The sequence below is a fragment of the Kushneria sp. AK178 genome, from assembly GCF_053903105.1.
On record NZ_CP096381.1, the window covers coordinates 3,039,374 to 3,056,164 of the forward strand.

General features: G+C 57.6%; 15 protein-coding genes and 4 tRNA genes. All 19 read right to left on the bottom strand.

Going from position 1 to position 16,791, the window contains the following annotated elements:
* Window positions 1-62 precede the first annotated feature (62 nt).
* Window positions 63-4,139: a DNA-directed RNA polymerase subunit beta gene (rpoB, locus tag M1D97_RS13970; protein ID WP_456268325.1), complete on the bottom strand. Its 4,077-nt coding sequence runs from the start codon at window positions 4,137-4,139 to the stop codon at window positions 63-65.
* Between the two features lie 251 nt (window positions 4,140-4,390).
* On the bottom strand, window positions 4,391-4,765 hold the full coding sequence (gene rplL / locus M1D97_RS13975; protein ID WP_456268326.1) for a 50S ribosomal protein L7/L12: 375 nt from the start codon (window positions 4,763-4,765) through the stop codon (window positions 4,391-4,393).
* A gap of 66 nt (window positions 4,766-4,831) precedes the next feature.
* A complete protein-coding gene (gene rplJ / locus M1D97_RS13980; protein ID WP_456268327.1) occupies window positions 4,832-5,341 on the bottom strand; it encodes a 50S ribosomal protein L10 in 510 nt (169 codons plus the stop codon).
* Window positions 5,342-5,575: 234 nt separating this feature from the next.
* Window positions 5,576-6,268, bottom strand: a complete 693-nt coding sequence (gene rplA, locus M1D97_RS13985; RefSeq protein WP_456268328.1) for a 50S ribosomal protein L1 — start codon at window positions 6,266-6,268, stop codon at window positions 5,576-5,578.
* A gap of 2 nt (window positions 6,269-6,270) precedes the next feature.
* Entirely contained in the window at window positions 6,271-6,702 is a 432-nt protein-coding gene (gene rplK / locus M1D97_RS13990) for a 50S ribosomal protein L11 (RefSeq protein ID WP_456268329.1), read from the bottom strand.
* An 83-nt stretch (window positions 6,703-6,785) separates the two neighbouring features.
* Window positions 6,786-7,319 carry a transcription termination/antitermination protein NusG gene (gene nusG, locus M1D97_RS13995; RefSeq protein WP_456268330.1) on the bottom strand — a complete coding sequence of 178 codons (534 nt, stop codon included), beginning with the start codon at window positions 7,317-7,319 and terminating at the stop codon, window positions 6,786-6,788.
* Between the two features lie 8 nt (window positions 7,320-7,327).
* Window positions 7,328-7,696: a preprotein translocase subunit SecE gene (gene secE, locus M1D97_RS14000; RefSeq protein WP_456268331.1), complete on the bottom strand. Its 369-nt coding sequence runs from the start codon at window positions 7,694-7,696 to the stop codon at window positions 7,328-7,330.
* Window positions 7,697-7,763: 67 nt separating this feature from the next.
* Window positions 7,764-7,839, bottom strand: a tRNA-Trp gene (locus M1D97_RS14005).
* Window positions 7,840-7,953: 114 nt separating this feature from the next.
* Window positions 7,954-8,028 (bottom strand) — tRNA-Thr (locus tag M1D97_RS14010).
* A gap of 18 nt (window positions 8,029-8,046) precedes the next feature.
* Window positions 8,047-8,120: transfer RNA gene (locus tag M1D97_RS14015), tRNA-Gly, on the bottom strand.
* Between the two features lie 42 nt (window positions 8,121-8,162).
* Window positions 8,163-8,246 (bottom strand) — tRNA-Tyr (locus M1D97_RS14020).
* A gap of 113 nt (window positions 8,247-8,359) precedes the next feature.
* The gene (locus M1D97_RS14025) at window positions 8,360-9,199 is read right to left on the bottom strand and encodes a type III pantothenate kinase (protein WP_456268332.1); all 840 of its coding nucleotides are present in this window, start codon (window positions 9,197-9,199) and stop codon (window positions 8,360-8,362) included.
* Complete coding sequence (locus M1D97_RS14030; RefSeq protein ID WP_456268333.1) at window positions 9,196-10,176, bottom strand: biotin--[acetyl-CoA-carboxylase] ligase; 981 nt, start codon at window positions 10,174-10,176, stop codon at window positions 9,196-9,198. Before M1D97_RS14030 ends, M1D97_RS14025 begins: the two co-directional genes overlap by 4 nt.
* Before the next feature lie 140 nt (window positions 10,177-10,316).
* Window positions 10,317-11,321: a cytochrome d ubiquinol oxidase subunit II gene (cydB, locus tag M1D97_RS14035; RefSeq protein WP_456268334.1), complete on the bottom strand. Its 1,005-nt coding sequence runs from the start codon at window positions 11,319-11,321 to the stop codon at window positions 10,317-10,319.
* Window positions 11,322-11,336: 15 nt separating this feature from the next.
* Window positions 11,337-12,743, bottom strand: a complete 1,407-nt coding sequence (locus M1D97_RS14040) for a cytochrome ubiquinol oxidase subunit I (RefSeq protein ID WP_456268335.1) — start codon at window positions 12,741-12,743, stop codon at window positions 11,337-11,339.
* Between the two features lie 188 nt (window positions 12,744-12,931).
* Window positions 12,932-13,840 (bottom strand): heme o synthase, encoded by a 909-nt coding sequence (gene cyoE, locus M1D97_RS14045; protein ID WP_456268336.1) that lies wholly within the window; start codon window positions 13,838-13,840, stop codon window positions 12,932-12,934.
* Between the two features lie 10 nt (window positions 13,841-13,850).
* Window positions 13,851-14,186: a cytochrome o ubiquinol oxidase subunit IV gene (gene cyoD, locus M1D97_RS14050; protein WP_456268337.1), complete on the bottom strand. Its 336-nt coding sequence runs from the start codon at window positions 14,184-14,186 to the stop codon at window positions 13,851-13,853.
* Window positions 14,186-14,812: a cytochrome o ubiquinol oxidase subunit III gene (gene cyoC / locus M1D97_RS14055; protein WP_456268338.1), complete on the bottom strand. Its 627-nt coding sequence runs from the start codon at window positions 14,810-14,812 to the stop codon at window positions 14,186-14,188. Before cyoC ends, cyoD begins: the two co-directional genes overlap by 1 nt.
* A 3-nt stretch (window positions 14,813-14,815) precedes the next feature.
* Window positions 14,816-16,789, bottom strand: a complete 1,974-nt coding sequence (gene cyoB, locus M1D97_RS14060) for a cytochrome o ubiquinol oxidase subunit I (protein WP_456268339.1) — start codon at window positions 16,787-16,789, stop codon at window positions 14,816-14,818.
* Window positions 16,790-16,791 lie beyond the last annotated feature (2 nt).

Sequence of the window (16,791 nt, forward strand, 5' to 3'; positions counted from 1 at the left end):
TTGTCATGAGCGGGGCCCGATTCATCAGGACCCCGCGGACCTTCATAGGGTAAAGGTGGCGCTTAGCCTTCCAGCTCGATGTCGATACCCAGCGAGCGGATTTCCTTGACCAGTACGTTGAAGGATTCAGGCATACCTGCCTGCATGCTGTGATCACCGTCGACGATGCTCTTGTACATCTTGGTACGACCTTCCACGTCGTCGGACTTGACCGTCAGCATCTCCTGCAGCGTATAGGCCGCGCCATAGGCTTCGAGTGCCCAGACTTCCATCTCGCCGAAGCGCTGGCCGCCGAACTGCGCCTTGCCGCCCAGCGGCTGCTGGGTAACCAGCGAGTACGAGCCGGTCGAGCGGGCGTGCATCTTGTCATCCACCAGGTGGTTGAGCTTGAGCATGTACATGTAGCCTACGGTGACCGGGCGATCGAACTTCTCACCGGTACGCCCGTCGTAGAGATCCATCTGACCGGATTCCGGCAGATCCGCCAGGCTCAACAGCCCCTTGATCTCCTGCTCGCGAGCACCGTCAAAGACCGGCGTGGCGATCGGTACACCGCCCGACAGGTTTTTGGCCAGTGCCAGTACTTCCTCGTCGCTCAGCTCATCAAGGTTTTCCTGACGACCACCGCTGGTGTTGTAGACCTTGTGGAGGTACTCGCGGATCTCGGCAAGCTGCTGGCCTCGTGCATCATGCAGCATGCGATCGAGCTTGCGACCCAGACCGTGTGCCGCCATGCCGAGGTGCGTCTCTAGAATCTGACCGACGTTCATTCGCGACGGAACGCCCAGCGGGTTGAGCACGAGATCAACCGGCGTGCCTTCATTGTCAAACGGCATGTCCTCGACGGGCATGATGGCTGAGATAACACCCTTGTTACCGTGGCGGCCGGCCATCTTGTCACCGGGCTGGATGCGACGCTTCACGGCCAGATAGACCTTGACGATCTTCAGGACACCCGGCGCGAGATCATCGCCCTGGGTCAGCTTGCGCTTTTTGTCCTCGAAACGCTCTTCCATCTCCTTGCGACGGGTCTCGAGCTGCTCGTCGGCCTGGTGCAGAAGTTCGTTGAGACCGTCATCCTGCAGGCGCAGCTTCGACCACTGGGCACGCGGCAGCTCTTCGAGATACTCGTCGGTCAGAACATCGCCCTTGGAGAGGCGCGGACCGCCGTTGACCGGCTGGCCGGACAGGGCACGCTGCAGACGCTCGTAGGTCGCGTTTTCGGCGATACGATAGGTTTCCTGCAGATCCTTGCGGACTTCATCCAGCTGCTGCTGTTCGATGGAGAGCGCACGGGCATCCTTGTCCACACCGTCGCGAGTAAAGACCTGAACGTCGATGACCGTACCGCGCATACCGGTGGCGGCGCGCAGGGACGTATCCTTCACATCAGAGGCCTTTTCGCCGAAGATGGCACGCAGCAGTTTCTCTTCCGGCGTCAGCTGGGTTTCGCCCTTTGGCGTCACCTTGCCGACCAGAATATCGCCCGGATTGATTTCGGCACCGATGTAGACCACGCCGGACTCATCCAGCTTGCCCAGCGCTGCCTCACCCACGTTGGGAATATCCGAGGTAATCTCTTCGGCGCCCAGCTTGGTATCGCGCGACACACAGGTCAGCTCCTGGATATGGATCGTGGTAAAGCGATCCTCCTCCACGACACGCTCCGAGATCAGCATCGAATCCTCGAAGTTGTAGCCGTTCCAGGGCATGAAGGCGATACGGATGTTCTGTCCCAGCGCCAGATCGCCGGTATCCACCGACGGCCCGTCTGCCAGGATGTCGCCGATGGCCACCCGATCCCCCTGGTGTACGATCGGACGCTGGTTCTGACAGGTGTTCTGGTTCGAGCGTACGTATTTGGTCAGGTTGTAGATGTCAACGCCGGCTTCGCCACCGATGATTTCATCTTCGTTGACCCGGATAACGATGCGCTTGGCATCCACGGAATCAACCACACCACCACGGCGGGCCACGGCGCAGACACCCGAATCGCGCGCCACGAAGCGCTCCATGCCGGTGCCGACCAGCGGTTTGTCCGCCTTCAGGGTCGGTACCGCCTGACGCTGCATGTTCGACCCCATCAGGGCGCGGTTGGCGTCATCGTGCTCAAGGAACGGAATCAGGGCCGCAGCCACCGAGACGACCTGACGCGGCGACACATCCATCAGGGTCACCTTGTCGGGCGCCATGAAGGTGGTCTCGCCGCGGTGACGGACCTGCACCAGGTCATCGATCAGCTGACCGTTCTCATCCACCGTGGCGGAGGCCTGGGCGATGATGAAATCACCCTCCTCGATCGCCGACAGATGCACGACCTCATCGGTGACCTGACGATTTTCCACCTTGCGGTAGGGCGTCTCGAGGAAACCGTAGTGGTTGGTATGACTGTAGGTGGCCAGCGAGTTGATCAGACCGATGTTCGGGCCTTCCGGCGTTTCGATCGGGCACAGACGACCATAGTGCGTGGCGTGAACGTCACGCACTTCAAAGCCGGCACGCTCGCGGGTCAGACCGCCCGGCCCGAGCGCGGACACACGACGCTTGTGCGTGACCTCGGACAGCGGGTTGTTCTGGTCCATGAACTGGGACAGCTGTGAAGAACCGAAGAACTCCTTGACCGCCGCCGCAACCGGCTTGGCATTGATCAGATCCTGCGGCATCAGGCCTTCGCTTTCCGCCATGGACAGGCGTTCCTTGACTGCGCGCTCGACACGCACCAGCCCCACACGGAACTGGTTTTCGGCCATCTCGCCGACACTACGGATGCGGCGGTTGCCCAGGTGGTCGATATCGTCAACGTCGCCAAAGCCGTTACGGATATTGATGAGCTCCCGGAGCACATCAATGATGTCGTCATGGGTCAGAACACCCGGGCCTTCGTCGCTGTCGCGACGCAGACGGCGGTTGAACTTCATGCGGCCCACGCCGGACAGGTCATAGCGGTCTTCGCTGAAAAACAGGTTGTTGAACAGCGATTCGGCCGCTTCCTTGGTGGGCGGCTCGCCCGGACGCATCATGCGATAGATTTCGACCAGCGCTTCCAGCTGCGACCCGGTGGAATCAACACGCAGGGTGTCGGAAATGAACGACCCGGTATCGAGGTCGTTGGTATACAGCGTCTCGATGGTGGTAATACCGGCCTGACCCAGCTTTTCGAGCAGTTCGAGAGTCAGCTCGGTGTTGCAGGCCACCAGCAGCTCGCCGGTATTGGGATCGACCTGATCCCTGGCCAGCGTCTTGCCCAGCAGGTACTCCATCGGCACATCGAGGCGATCGATGCCGGCCTTTTCAAGCTGACGGATGTGCTTCTGGGTAATACGGCGCCCTTCTTCGACAATGACGTTGCCGTCGTTGTCGGAAATATCAAAGCTTGCCGTATCACCGCGCAGACGCGCCGGTACCAGCTCGACGGAGAAACCGTTTCTCTCGACGTGGTAGACATCGGTATCAAAGAAATGCCCGAGAATATCTTCGGCACTGTAACCCAGCGCGCGCATGAGCACGGTGGCCGGCAGCTTGCGGCGACGGTCGATGCGCACGAAGACGTTGTCACGCGGATCGAATTCGAAATCCAGCCATGAGCCGCGATAGGGAATGACGCGTGCCGAATACAGCAGCTTGCCCGACGAGTGGCTCTTGCCCTTGTCGTGATCAAAGAACACACCCGGGCTGCGGTGGAGCTGAGAAACAATAACGCGTTCGGTACCGTTGACCACAAAGGTACCGTTTTCGGTCATCAGGGGGATTTCCCCCATGTAGACTTCCTGCTCCTTGATATCCTTGATCGCCTTGTTGGAAGACTCGCGATCGTAGATGATCAGGCGTACCTTGACGCGCAGGGGCGCTGAGTAGGTCACGCCCCGCAGCTGACACTCCTTGACGTCAAAGGCCGGCGTGCCGAAGCGGTAACTGACATACTCGAGTGCCGCGTTGCCCGAAAAGCTTTCGATCGGGAACACGGATTTGAAGGCGGCATGCAGACCAATATCATGGCGACCTTCAGGGGCACGATCCTGCTGCAGGAAGTCATAATAGGAATCAAGCTGGATGGCCAGCAGGTAGGGCACATCCATTACTTGGGGCAGTTTGCCGAAATCCTTGCGGATGCGTTTTTTCTCAGTGTATGAGTAAGCCATCTGTAATCCCCAGCTTGTTCACCATGAGTGACTGGCGTGATCGGTACACCAGCGGATTGGCTCCATCAGGCGCCAACGGCAAGCCCCCGGAAGAAGGCTCGCCGCTTGAAGTTTTCCGGATCGCCTTAGCGTACTGATGCTCTCTACGTGAGCACGCTAAGCCCATCCGGCAACAGAAAAAGGCCGGCGGCGGTCAGCTCATCTGACCGCCACCAGCCGTCATGCTATAACGCTTTCAGGCAGAACACTGATTACTTGAGTTCCACGGTAGCGCCAGCTTCTTCCAGCTGCTTCTTGGCTTCTTCAGCATCTTCCTTGGACATGCCTTCCTTCAGGGTCGCCGGAGCGCCGTCAACGGCACCCTTGGCTTCCTTGAGGCCAAGACCGGTGATTTCACGAACCACCTTGATGACGTTGACCTTCTTGTCACCCGGTGCTGTCAGGATCAGGTCAAATTCGGTCTGCTCTTCAGCCGCTTCGGCTTCACCGCCGCCGCCGGGGCCTGCGACAACAGCTGCTGCTGCGCTGACGCCGAACTTCTCTTCCATTGCTTCGATCAGTTCGACAACTTCCATGACGGACATTTCAGCAACAGCGTTGATGATGTCTTCTTTACTCAGTGCCATGATTGCATTCCTGTACTTTGCGGGGCAAATGTCTGCCCTGTGAAATTTTTCCGAACGACGTGCCGATCAGGCCGCTTCTTCTTCGCCCTGCTTCTGGTCGCGCAGCGCTGCCAGCGTGCGAACCAGTTTGCCGGCGGAAGCTTCCTTCATGACGGACATCAGCTTGGCGATGCCTTCGTCATAGGTTGGTATGCTCGCCAGACGATCGATGTTCTGTGCATCGATGTACTCGCCGTCGTAGGCCAGCGCCTTGACTTCAAACTTGGGCTGCTCACGAGCGAAATCCCTGAACAAGCGCGCACCGGCGCCCGGATGTTCAAGAGAAAACGCCAGCAGAGACGGACCAACAAAAGTCTCGTTCAGGCACTCCCAGGAAGTGCCCTGCAGGGCGCGACGCGCCAGCGTGTTACGCACAACGCGCAGCTGGACGCCATTTTCGCGGGCCTTTTTGCGCAGCGCCGTCATGGCGCCAACGTCAACGCCGCGAGAGTCGGCTACGACAACGGAGAGCGCCTGTCCGGCAGTTTCGCTGACCTCAGCGACAATTGCCTTCTTGTCTTCAAGACCCAGGGGCATATTTTCACTCCTCGTGTCGGCCATTCGGAAGAATGGCCATCGTGGTTACCATCTACTGATGACATACAGCAGAAGGGTTGATGGCGAGTTATCGATCGATAACCGGCGCCATCTGCGCAGGCCACTTACCCGGGGTAAGTGATTAAGCTGCCCGACGGGGCAACACCTGCGGTCTTTGACGGCGCCCCGCCCCACCACGGGCACGGGGACCGCAAAGCAATCGGTAGATGACGATCAATTCATGTAGGAATGATCGACGGTAAGACCAGGACCCATGGTCGTGGACAGGGAAACCTTCTTGAGGTAAACCCCCTTGGAAGTGCTGGGCTTGAGCTTTCTCAGGTCGTTGATCAGCGCTTCCAGGTTGCCACGCAGGGCTTCGGCCGTGAAATCGACCTTGCCGATGCCCGCATGAATAATGCCGTTCTTGTCGGTACGAAAGCGCACCTGACCGGCCTTGGCGTTCTTGACGGCAGTCGCCACATCCGGCGTTACGGTACCCACCTTCGGGTTGGGCATCAGACCGCGCGGCCCCAGAATCTGACCCAGCTGACCGACAACGCGCATGGCGTCCGGCGCAGCGATGACAACGTCAAAATCAAGGTTGCCCTTCTTGACGTCCTCGGCCAGCTCATCCATGCCGACAACTTCAGCGCCTGCTTCACGAGCCGCGTCAGCCGCCGCACCCTGAGCAAAGACCGCGACACGAACATCACGACCGGTGCCATTGGGCAGTACGGTAGCACCACGTACCACCTGATCCGATTTACGCGGATCAACACCCAGGTTGACAGCAACTTCCACACTTTCCTTGAACTTCACCGAGGAAATTTCGGACAGCAGTGCCGTGGCTTCATCAACGCTGTAAACGCGCGAGGTATCAACACGGTCGCGAATCAGCTTCATGCGTCTTGAAAGCTTGGCCATGATCAGAGACCCTCCACGTTCAGGCCCATGCTGCGTGCAGTACCAGCAATGGTGCGCAATGCAGCTTCAAGGTCGGCAGCCGTCAGATCAGGCTCCTTCGTGCGTGCGATCTCTTCGATCTGATCACGCGTTACCGTGCCGACCTTGTTCTTGTTCGGCTCGCCGGAACCGGACTTGATGCCTGCAGCCTTCTTGAGCAGCACCGGCGCCGGCGGCGTCTTGGTGACAAATGTAAAGCTGCGATCGGCATAAACCGTGATAACGACGGGTGTCGGAATACCGGCTTCCATATCCTGGGTTTCTGCGTTGAACGCCTTGCAGAACTCCATGATGTTGACGCCGTGCTGACCGAGTGCCGGACCGACCGGCGGACTGGGATTGGCCTTACCAGCTGCAACCTGCAGCTTGATATAAGCCTGAACTTTCTTGGCCATGATGAACTCCGATTGGGTAATAGCGCCTTGCGGCTCCCCTGACTATCGATGCAGCCCTGCTGCACCACCAGCTGCCCCTGATACTAGAGCTTCTCGACCTGCGAGAACTCCAGCTCCACGGGCGTAGAGCGCCCAAAGATCAGGACACTGACCTGCAGACGACTCTTTTCATAATTGACTTCTTCCACTACGCCATTGAAATCCGCGAAAGGACCATCGGCCACTCGAACGGTCTCACCGGCATCGAACATCGTTTTCGGACGCGGTTTTTCAGTACCGTCCTGCACGCGACGCAGGATGGCTTCTGCTTCGTTCGGCGTAATGGGAGCAGGCTTTTCTGGCGTCCCACCGATAAAGCCCATGACTCGAGGGGTCTCGTTGACGAGATGCCAGCTACGGTCATCCATCTCCATTTCGACCAGCACGTAACCGGGATAAAACTTGCGCTCGCTCTTGCGGCGCTTCCCATCGCGCATTTCAACGACTTCTTCAGTGGGCACCAGTATTTCGCCGAAATGATCTTCCATCTCATAAAGCTTCACGCGCTCGTTGAGCGAGCGCATGACCTGCTTTTCAAAACCGGAATAGGCGTGGACAACGTACCAGCGCTTAGTCATGCAAGCTCCTAACCAATAAGAGTCGACACCAGCCAACCGAAGAACATATCAATCAGCCAGAGCAACAGGCCCACAATGACGACTGCGCCCAGCACGATAGCGGTCGTTTGAAAGGTTTCCTGGCGGGTCGGCCAGACAACGCGCTGAATTTCCTTCTTGGCGTTTCTGGCAAGCGATGTCAGCTCACGTCCTCGACCGGTCGTCAATGCAATGCCCAGAGCGGCCACTACCAATACGACCACACCGATCACGCGATAGATCATCGGCTGATCGGCAAAATAGACATTGCCCGCTACCGCGACAGCAACAAGCACCACAGCAGCAGCCCACTTGAGCGCATCAAAACGGGTATCCTGCACTTCGGCGGTCTGTTTCATGGGGAAGAAAACTCCTCAGGAGTGCGGCAATCGATGTACACACAAAAGCTGCCAATCCGAGGAAGACTGGCAGGCCAGGAGGGACTCGAACCCCCAACCTGCGGTTTTGGAGACCGCTGCTCTGCCAATTGAGCCACTGGCCTGTAACATTGTCGTCGTGATCGCCTTTGCGAGCGGCGTGCACGATATCAAAACGCCCGACACACAACAACCCACACATCGGACTAAAAAGGGCGACCCTGTCGGCTCGCCCTGAATGGAGCTCATGGACGGATTTGAACCGTCGACCTCACCCTTACCAAGGGTGTGCTCTACCCCTGAGCTACATGAGCATAACCCTTTGCCACAACTGGAGCGGGCAGCGGGGATCGAACCCGCATCATCAGCTTGGAAGGCTGAGGTTCTACCATTGAACTATGCCCGCTTGCCCAATCTTTCGACCGACGGCGCGATCGAAAAAAAATCTTGGTGGAGGGAGGAGGATTCGAACCTCCGAAGCTTTCGCGGCAGATTTACAGTCTGCTCCCTTTGGCCACTCGGGAATCCCTCCAACTTGGCGGCAAATTATACCGGCATAGACAGGCTTGTCAAGCCCTGCTTCTTTTGCCGGAACGCCCTGTCTCTACAACGACATGGCCTGCCCCTGGAACGCGACGCATTCTGTCAGAGCAGCTGAGTGAAAGCAAGTGCCTGACGCAATTCATCTAGATCCGCCGGAGCCATCACATCAGGCATACCGGCCAGCCGTCCCTGCTTTTCGTTGAGGGTCAGCGGGAAAAGCGCTTCAAGACCGGCATAAACCATATCCGGCCAGTGAGCATGCGGCACTCGAAGACCACGTGATACCAATGCCGCATCCCCGCCGGTGATCAGTAGTGGCAGTGCAATGCCCCGGGCATCACAGATTTCCATGTAAAGCCGGTTGATGGCACTGGTGGCCGCCATGAATACGCCGTGGTTGACGGCATCCACGGTGTTGGTCCCCGGCGAGAGTATGTGCAGTGCATCCTGCTCGGGGTCGATCGCCACCTTGCGGGTCCCGAGTTTGAGGCTCTCCTTCATAAGCCTGAGCCCCGGAACAATATAGCCTCCGATGTGCTGTCCATCAGGCAATACCGCATCCATGGTGATGGCACTGCCACAGTCCACCGTACAACAGCCGCCGGTCAGCTGGTGACCGGCCAGCACACCGAGCCATCGATCCACGCCCAATCGCTCGGGCGCGTCATATCCGTTACGAACACCCAGTGCTTCAACAGTGGAATGCGCAATATGGATTTCATCGACGCGCCGCTTCAAAAGACGGACGGTATCTTCCAGTACATCCTGACGGGCTACATTCGATATCCGAATGGCGTCAACGATTTCCAGATCGGGAATGTCCGAGCCCGAACGCCATTCATCCCGTGTCCACATGGCTCCGCGAGCCCGAATGTCACTGGTCTGCCGGTCCTTCAGGCGCCACTTTGATAACGTGTTGCCAATATCAAGGTCCAGAATCATGAGCGACCACGCAGACTGATTTCGCCACCTGCAAAGTGCTTGCACTCATCACCGATCTTGACAACGAGATTACCCGTGTCATCAACGCCCTGGGCAATACCCTCACTCACCGTATTGCCCTGATGAATCCGAACCGGCTGCTCCCGGTAGACATGGTAATCGTTCCAGCGATCACGCCAGGAATAAAATCCGGTTTCCTCGAAACGCTCCAGCATCCGTATATGCCCTTCGATCATCGCACCAACCAGCGCATTGCGCGATATCCCGGGCGCCAGATCCGCGAGGGTGGTCACCGGCTGTCCGATGTCTGTCCGCCCCCTGACGGAAAGACGAACGTTGATGCCCACGCCGATCACCACCTGACAGGGGCCGGCAGTATCTCCCCGGACTTCGACCAGTATTCCGCCAAGCTTTGAAACGCCCGAAGGCGTCGGAACCAGAAGATCGTTGGGCCATTTCAGTGCGATGTTGACGCCCTGCTCTGCCAGCAGATCCGCCATGACCACGCCCACCGCCAGACTCAACCCCTCCAGCGCCCCCACACCGCTTTCAAACTGCCAGCCGATGGAGAAGTGAATATTGCCGCCCCACTCACTGTAGAAAGAGCGACCGCGCCGACCACGCCCGGCGCTCTGCCACTCGGCCAGGCAGACCTCGCCGTGGCCGGCGCCCTGCATAAAGCGCTCCAGCAGGAAGGTATTGGTAGAACCGATCGAATCTTCCACGAACAGATGCCTGAGATGCTGACGTGCAGAGCGTGACAGACCTGCCACAATACTGGTACCGCGCAGGGGCTCCGGTGGATCAACAAGGCGATATCCACGTCCTCTTGCTGTCTCGACAGCAAGCCCAAGCCCCTCGAGCTTGCGCAGCTGCTTCCAGACAGCGGTGCGTGACACGCCAACCTCTCTGCCCAGCGCTTCCCCCGAATGGAAGTCGCCATCGCTCATCAGTCTGATCAGATCACTGACACTCATGGGATTGCATTCATATCCTGGAACCCTTGTATACGACCCGGCCCGTGACGAGCACTGTTTTTTAATGCCCGGCAAGGCTCGAAAACAAAAAGGGTACCCCTTTGGGTACCCTTTGTAATCCACGAACGTTGTATTTGAACTCAATGATAGCCCTCGCCGGCGCGCACCTTGCCTCGAAAGACATAGTAACTGTAGGCCGTATAGGTGAGCACGATGGGCACCAGAATCACATATCCCACAATCAGAAACGTCTGGCTGGCGCGGGCCGAAGAGGCATCCCAGAGCGTAATATCGGGAGGAATGATCAACGGGAAAAAGCTGATCACCAGCCCCGACAGCCCGAGGAAAAACAGCCCCAGCACCTTGAAAAAGAGTCGGCGCTCGTGGGAATGCGTCACGTCGTTCCAGATACTCCAGGAAAACAGCGCCACCAGAATCGGTACCGGGGCAAACCAGGCGATATTGGGGAAGGTAAACCAGCGCTCGGCAATACGCCCGTTGGAAAGAGGCGTCCAGACACTGATCACGACCATGGCCGTCACCAGCAACAGCGTCAGGGGACGGGCCAGTTGATAGAAACGCTGCTGAAGATCTCCTTCCGTTTTCATGATCAGCCAGCCGGCGCCCAGCAGCGCATAGCCTGCCATGAGTGCCACCCCCGTAAAGAGCGCAAAGGGCGAAAACCAGTCAAAGGCACCGCCCTGATAGGCGCGCTCCGACACGGTCAGCCCGTTGATGATGCCGCCCAGCACGACTCCCTGACTGAAGGTGGCCACCATCGCACCGCCGCTGAAGGCCAGGTCAAACCACTTGCGCGAACGATTTGACTTGAAGCGGAATTCGAAAGCGATCCCACGGAAAATCAATGCCAGCAGCATCAGGATCAGGGGAAGATACATGGCCGGCAGAATCACCGAGTACGCCAGTGGGAAGGCGCCATACAGGCCTGCCCCTCCCAGAATCATCCACGTCTGATTGCCATCCCATACCGGGGCCACGGTATTCATCATGACATCCCGTTTCTCATCCCCCTGAATAAAGGGGAACAGAATGCCTACTCCCAGACTGAAGCCATCCATCATCACGTACATGGCGACAGCGAAACCGATCAGCAAATACCAGATGACGGGTAGATCAATTGTCATGCTCATGGCTCCCAATCAATTTTGCTCTTCGAAGCTGCCATCGGCTGCCGACATGGGACGCTTGGGCTGACGTTCATGGCCGGGCCCCCCTTCGGGCACCATTTTCATGGGCTCTGATTTGATCAGCTTCAACATGTAGTAGATCCCGATACCAAAGATGATGGCGTAAACCACCATGAAACCGATCAGCGTTGTCACCATGCTCGCCAGACCATGCGCTGACACGGCGTCCTCGGTTCGCAGCATCCCGTAGACCACCCAGGGCTGACGACCCGCTTCTGTCGTGATCCAGCCTGCCAGCAGGGCAATGAAGCCCACCGGCGTTGTGAACAGTGCCACGCGCTGGAACCAGCGCGCGTCGTAAAGCTGCCCCTTCCAGCGCAGAAACAGCCCCAGCACACCGATTCCCAGCATCAGCATGCCCAGCCCCACCATGATCCTGAAACTCCAGAACACCAGCGGCACATTGGGCCATTCGTCGCGGGGCCAGTCACTGAGCCCCTGAATCTGACCATCGAGGGTGTGGGTCAGTATCAGGCTACTGGCATAGGGGACGGTCAGCTCAAATCGATTAGTCCCCTCGTCCATGTCCGGCAGGGCAAACAGGACCAGCGGCATTCCTTTCTGCCCCGGCTCGTTCTCCCAGTGCCCCTCCATGGCCGCCACCTTGGCAGGCTGATGCTCCAGCGTATTCAGACCGTGCATGTCCCCGGCGATGATCTGCACCGGCAATGCGACCAGAATGGCCCACATCGCCATGGAAAACATCTTGCGCGCTGCCGGGTCGCGACGATTGCGCAACAGGTGATAGGCCCCGACGCCACCAACAACAAAACCGACCGAGATAAAGGCGGCCAACCCCATATGAACGATGCGATACGGAAAGGAGGGGTTGAACATGATCTCGAGCCAGTTGGCTGGCTCAAAGCGGCCATCGATGACTTCATAGCCGGCAGGGGTCTGCATCCAGCTGTTGGACATCAGAATCCAGGTCATCGAAATCAGGGTACCCACGGCCACCAGACAGGTCGCCGTAAAATGCAGGCGCTTGCTGACCCGGCCTTCCCCAAACAGCATGATGCCGAGAAAGCCTGCCTCCATGAAAAAGGCCGTCAACACCTCATAGGTCAACAGCACCCCTGTGATATCACCTGCCGTTTCGGCAAAACCACTCCAGTTGGTGCCGAACTCGTAGGCCATGACCACACCCGAGACGACACCCAGGCCGAAAACCACGGCAAAGATGCGCACCCAGAAGCGATACAGATTATGGTAAATCTCGTTGCCCGTTTTTAACCACAGTCCTTCCAACACCATCAGGTAGCTGGCAAGTCCGATCGAAAAGGCGGGAAAAAGAATATGAAAGGAGACGGTAAAGGCGAACTGGAAGCGCGCCAGATCTAAAGCATCAAACCCCAGCATTGGCTTGGCTCTCCTGCCTTGGGTTCTGAACGGTCACGGAATCTATGAAGTTAGAGCATTCCAGCAACAAAGTGAAACCCTCGGGACATCATGTCGCATGGCGTACGCTCCGGGTCGAGAAGCGCCATGGAAGGCGATAATCAAGAGCAATGCTGCTCGACAAGGCGTCGATACAGCATTGGAGGGGACTAGACGTGGAGGGCAGGCACCGGATCGGGCCACGCCGCCGCAGTGCGGGATTCCGGGTCTCGGTAATCGATGGCCATGACCGCACTCAAAACGGTCACGACCAGTATCGAAATGCCGAACAGCTGGCGAGCCCAGCGACTATCATCTTCCCGGTGATAACGAGCAATGGCGATATAAAGCCAGTAGAGCGTTATGACAGTCATGACCGCCAGATAGATGTAACCGGTATACCCTGCGAATGTGAGCAGCATTGCAGCAATGCCGAATGCGACGATATAGACAACGGTCTGACGCTTGGCAGATGCCACGCCTTTTGCAACCGAGAGCACGGGTATGGAAGCCGCTCGATAATCCTCCAGTCGAAAAATGGCGATCGCATAGGAATGCGGCATTTGCCAGAGGCTGAAAATCAGCAGTACCAGCACCGCCCCCAGATTGAACTGATTGCTGACGGCACAGTAGCCGATGACCGGAGGGGCGGCACCTGACAAACTGCCGATCAGCGTGCCATGCACTGAATGACGCTTGAGCCAGAGACTGTAGGCGCCGACGTAAATGGCAAAGCCGAACAGGGCCACTGCTGCTGCCAATGGATTGGCCACCAGCAATAAAAGTAACAGGCCTGCTGCACCCAGCAGGCCGGCCATGATCAGCGCAGAGCGAACATCGATCGTGCCTTCGACAAGCGCACGCTTGCGCGTACGCGCCATGTTCTCGTCAATGTCACGATCGATGACATTGTTGAATACACAGCCGGAAGCAACGACCAGCGACACCCCGATGACGGTGGCGAAAAACAGCAGCAGGTCGATGCTTCCTCTCGAAGCCAGAAAGAACCCCCCTGTTACCGAGATCAGATTGCCGAAGACAATGCCCGGCTTCGTTAGCAGGAGATATCTTTTAAGCATCGGGACGGGCTTACATCCCGACCATGGTGTTGTGGTTAAGGTGGTACATGATCCATACCGAGCCCACCACCAGAATGCCGACTATGATCAGAGTGAACCAGATCGACAGGCTGTTCCAGTAAGAGCCTTCGGGCTCCTTGAGATGCAGGAAGTAAACAACCTGCACCACGATCTGGACCACTGCCGTGACCACGATCACCGCCAGAGCCACGGTCTGTGGCAGCACACCGGTCATGACGATGCCAAAGGGGATGACCGTCAGGATGATCGAAAGGATCAGCCCGGTGGTGTAGGACTTGAGACTGCCATGCTCATGCTCATCATGAGCCGGGTTTTGATTGGACATTACAAGACCCCCATCAGATAGACGATGCTGAATACGCAGATCCAGATGATGTGCAGGAAGTGCCAGAAAAGGCCCAGACACATCAGGCGTGACTTGTTGCCTTCATTAAGCCCCTTGCTGGCAATCTGCAGCACTAGAATGATGCCCCAGATGATGCCCGAGGTAACGTGCAGACCGTGGGTGCCGACCAGGGTAAAAAAGGACGACAGGAAAGCACTGGTCTGCAGCATGGCCCCTTCGTGTACGAAGTGGACAAATTCGTAAACCTCGAGACCGACAAAGACAGCTCCCAGTATCAGCGTAACGATCAGCCACTGTATGGTTCGCTGCTTCTGGCCGGCGTTGAAGGCAAGCGTTGCCAGACCGATGGCAAAGCTGCTCGCCAGCAGTACGAAGGTGTTGAGCAAAACGATCGGCAGCTCAAAGAGCTCGTCGGCGGTCGGGCCGCCTGCGTAGTTGCCCCCCAGTACGGCATAGACCGCAAACAGGGTAGCGAACAGTACGCAGTCGCTCATGATATAGATCCAGAAGCCGAAAACCTTGGTTTCCGTCGGATCGGGGTGATGTTCATGATGCTCATGCCCTCCGGCATGAGCGTCCTGATGGTTCACAGATTGAGTCGACATGAGTTACGCCTGATTTGACAATTTTTGATAACGCCGACTTTCGATGCGCTCTACTTCGGCAGCGGGAACGTAGTAGTCAATATCGTCATTGAAGGTTCGGTGCACCATGGCGCCGAAGATCACCACCAGCGAGGCGATGGCCAGCCACCAGATGTGCCAGATCAGAGCAAAACCGAACACCGCGGAAACAATACCGATCACGAAGCCGATCGCGGTATTTTTCGGCATATGGATATCCTGGTATTCGGCAGGCTTTTGCTCGCTGATGCCCTTTTCCTTCATGTGCCAGAAGGCATCGCGCTCTTCAACCACGGGCGTATGCGCGAAGTTGTAGAAGGGCGCGGGTGAAGGAATGGACCATTCCAGCGTACGACCGCCCCACGGATCGCCCGTCTCGTCGATCAGCTCATGACGCTTGCGGAAGCTGACAAACACCTGCAGCAGCTGCAGACCGATACCCGCGGCGATGATAAGCGCCCCGATGGCTGCCACGATCAGCGGGAACTGCCACTCGGGATTGTCGTAGCTGGCAAGACGACGCGTCATGCCCATGAAGCCCAGCGCGTAGAGCGGCATGAACGCCGTGAAAAAGCCCACGATCCAGCAGAGCGCCGACGCCTTGCCAAGCTTCTCATCAAGCTTGAAGCCACATACCTTCGGGAACCAGTAGGCAAGGCCTGCCAGGTAGCCAAAGACCACGCCACCGATAATGACGTTATGGAAGTGGGCAATCAAAAACAGACTGTTGTGCAGCACGTAGTTGGCGCCCGGTACGGCCAGCAGTACCCCGGTCATGCCACCGATGGTAAAGGTAATCAAAAAGCCGATGGTCCAGATCATGGGAACACTGAACTGAACGCGTCCCTCATACATGGTAAACAGCCAGTTGAAGATTTTGACCCCGGTAGGTATCGCGATGATCATCGTCGTGATGCCGAAGAAGGCGTTGACGTTGGCACCGGCACCCATGGTGAAAAAGTGATGCAGCCATACCACAAACGACAGGATCGTGATCGCGACCGTGGCGTACACCAGCGACGTGTAGCCAAACAGGCGCTTTTTGCAGAAGGTCGCCACAACCTCGGCAAAGACACCAAACGCAGGCAGCACCAGGATGTAGACCTCGGGGTGGCCCCAGGCCCAGATGAGGTTCACATACATCATCTGGTTGCCACCCATGTCGTTGGTGAAGAAATGGGTGCCAAGATAACGATCAAGCGTCAGCAGCGCGATGGTCGCCGTCAGGATCGGAAACGCCGCAATGATCAGCACGTTGGTGCACAGGGACGTCCAGGTGAAAATCGGCATCTTCATCAGCGTCATGCCCGGCGCACGCATGCGCAGGATGGTGACGAAGAAGTTCACCCCGGTCAGCAGTGTCCCCACACCGGCTATCTGTAGACTCCATATCCAGTAATCCACGCCGACGCCCGGACTGTACTCGATACCCGAAAGAGGTGGATAGGCCAGCCAGCCGGTTGCCCCGAACTCGCCCAGAAAGAGCGACACGTTGATCAGGATGACACCTGCTACAAACAGCCAGAAACTCAACGAGTTCAAAAACGGATAGGCGACGTCACGCGCACCGATCTGCAGCGGCACCGCGATGTTCATAAGGCCTGTCATGAACGGCATGGCCATGAAAAAGATCATGATGACGCCATGCGCGGTAAAGATCTGATCGTAGTGGTGCGGTGGCAGATAGCCTTCGGCACCGCCGGCGGCGATCGCCTGCTGGGAGCGCATCAGCAGCGCATCCGAGAAGCCGCGCAACAGCATGACCATCGCCACGATGATGTACATCACGCCGATACGCTTGTGATCTACCGAGGTAATCCACTCCTTCCAGAGGTAACCCCATTTGCCGTAGCGGGTAATCGCTACCATTATCGCCAGACCTATCAGTGCGGCGCCGCCGACGGCGCCCCACACGATAGGATCCATGACGATCGAATCCCATGAGAGTTTTCCGAACATAT

Excerpts from the sequence above, each read along its gene's own strand:
- M1D97_RS14030 (WP_456268333.1), bottom strand. The coding sequence starts at position 10,176 with ATGAGTGTCAGTGATCTGATCAGACTGATGAGCGATGGCGACTTCCAT.
- rpoB (WP_456268325.1), bottom strand. The coding sequence starts at position 4,139 with ATGGCTTACTCATACACTGAGAAAAAACGCATCCGCAAGGATTTCGGC.
- nusG (WP_456268330.1), bottom strand. The coding sequence starts at position 7,319 with ATGACTAAGCGCTGGTACGTTGTCCACGCCTATTCCGGTTTTGAAAAG.
- secE (WP_456268331.1), bottom strand. The coding sequence starts at position 7,696 with ATGAAACAGACCGCCGAAGTGCAGGATACCCGTTTTGATGCGCTCAAG.
- cyoC (WP_456268338.1), bottom strand. The coding sequence starts at position 14,812 with ATGTCGACTCAATCTGTGAACCATCAGGACGCTCATGCCGGAGGGCAT.
- rplL (WP_456268326.1), bottom strand. The coding sequence starts at position 4,765 with ATGGCACTGAGTAAAGAAGACATCATCAACGCTGTTGCTGAAATGTCC.
- cydB (WP_456268334.1), bottom strand. The coding sequence starts at position 11,321 with ATGACAATTGATCTACCCGTCATCTGGTATTTGCTGATCGGTTTCGCT.
- M1D97_RS14025 (WP_456268332.1), bottom strand. The coding sequence starts at position 9,199 with ATGATTCTGGACCTTGATATTGGCAACACGTTATCAAAGTGGCGCCTG.
- rplA (WP_456268328.1), bottom strand. The coding sequence starts at position 6,268 with ATGGCCAAGCTTTCAAGACGCATGAAGCTGATTCGCGACCGTGTTGAT.
- cyoE (WP_456268336.1), bottom strand. The coding sequence starts at position 13,840 with ATGCTTAAAAGATATCTCCTGCTAACGAAGCCGGGCATTGTCTTCGGC.
- M1D97_RS14040 (WP_456268335.1), bottom strand. The coding sequence starts at position 12,743 with ATGCTGGGGTTTGATGCTTTAGATCTGGCGCGCTTCCAGTTCGCCTTT.
- rplK (WP_456268329.1), bottom strand. The coding sequence starts at position 6,702 with ATGGCCAAGAAAGTTCAGGCTTATATCAAGCTGCAGGTTGCAGCTGGT.
- cyoD (WP_456268337.1), bottom strand. The coding sequence starts at position 14,186 with ATGTCCAATCAAAACCCGGCTCATGATGAGCATGAGCATGGCAGTCTC.
- cyoB (WP_456268339.1), bottom strand. The coding sequence starts at position 16,789 with ATGTTCGGAAAACTCTCATGGGATTCGATCGTCATGGATCCTATCGTG.
- rplJ (WP_456268327.1), bottom strand. The coding sequence starts at position 5,341 with ATGCCCCTGGGTCTTGAAGACAAGAAGGCAATTGTCGCTGAGGTCAGC.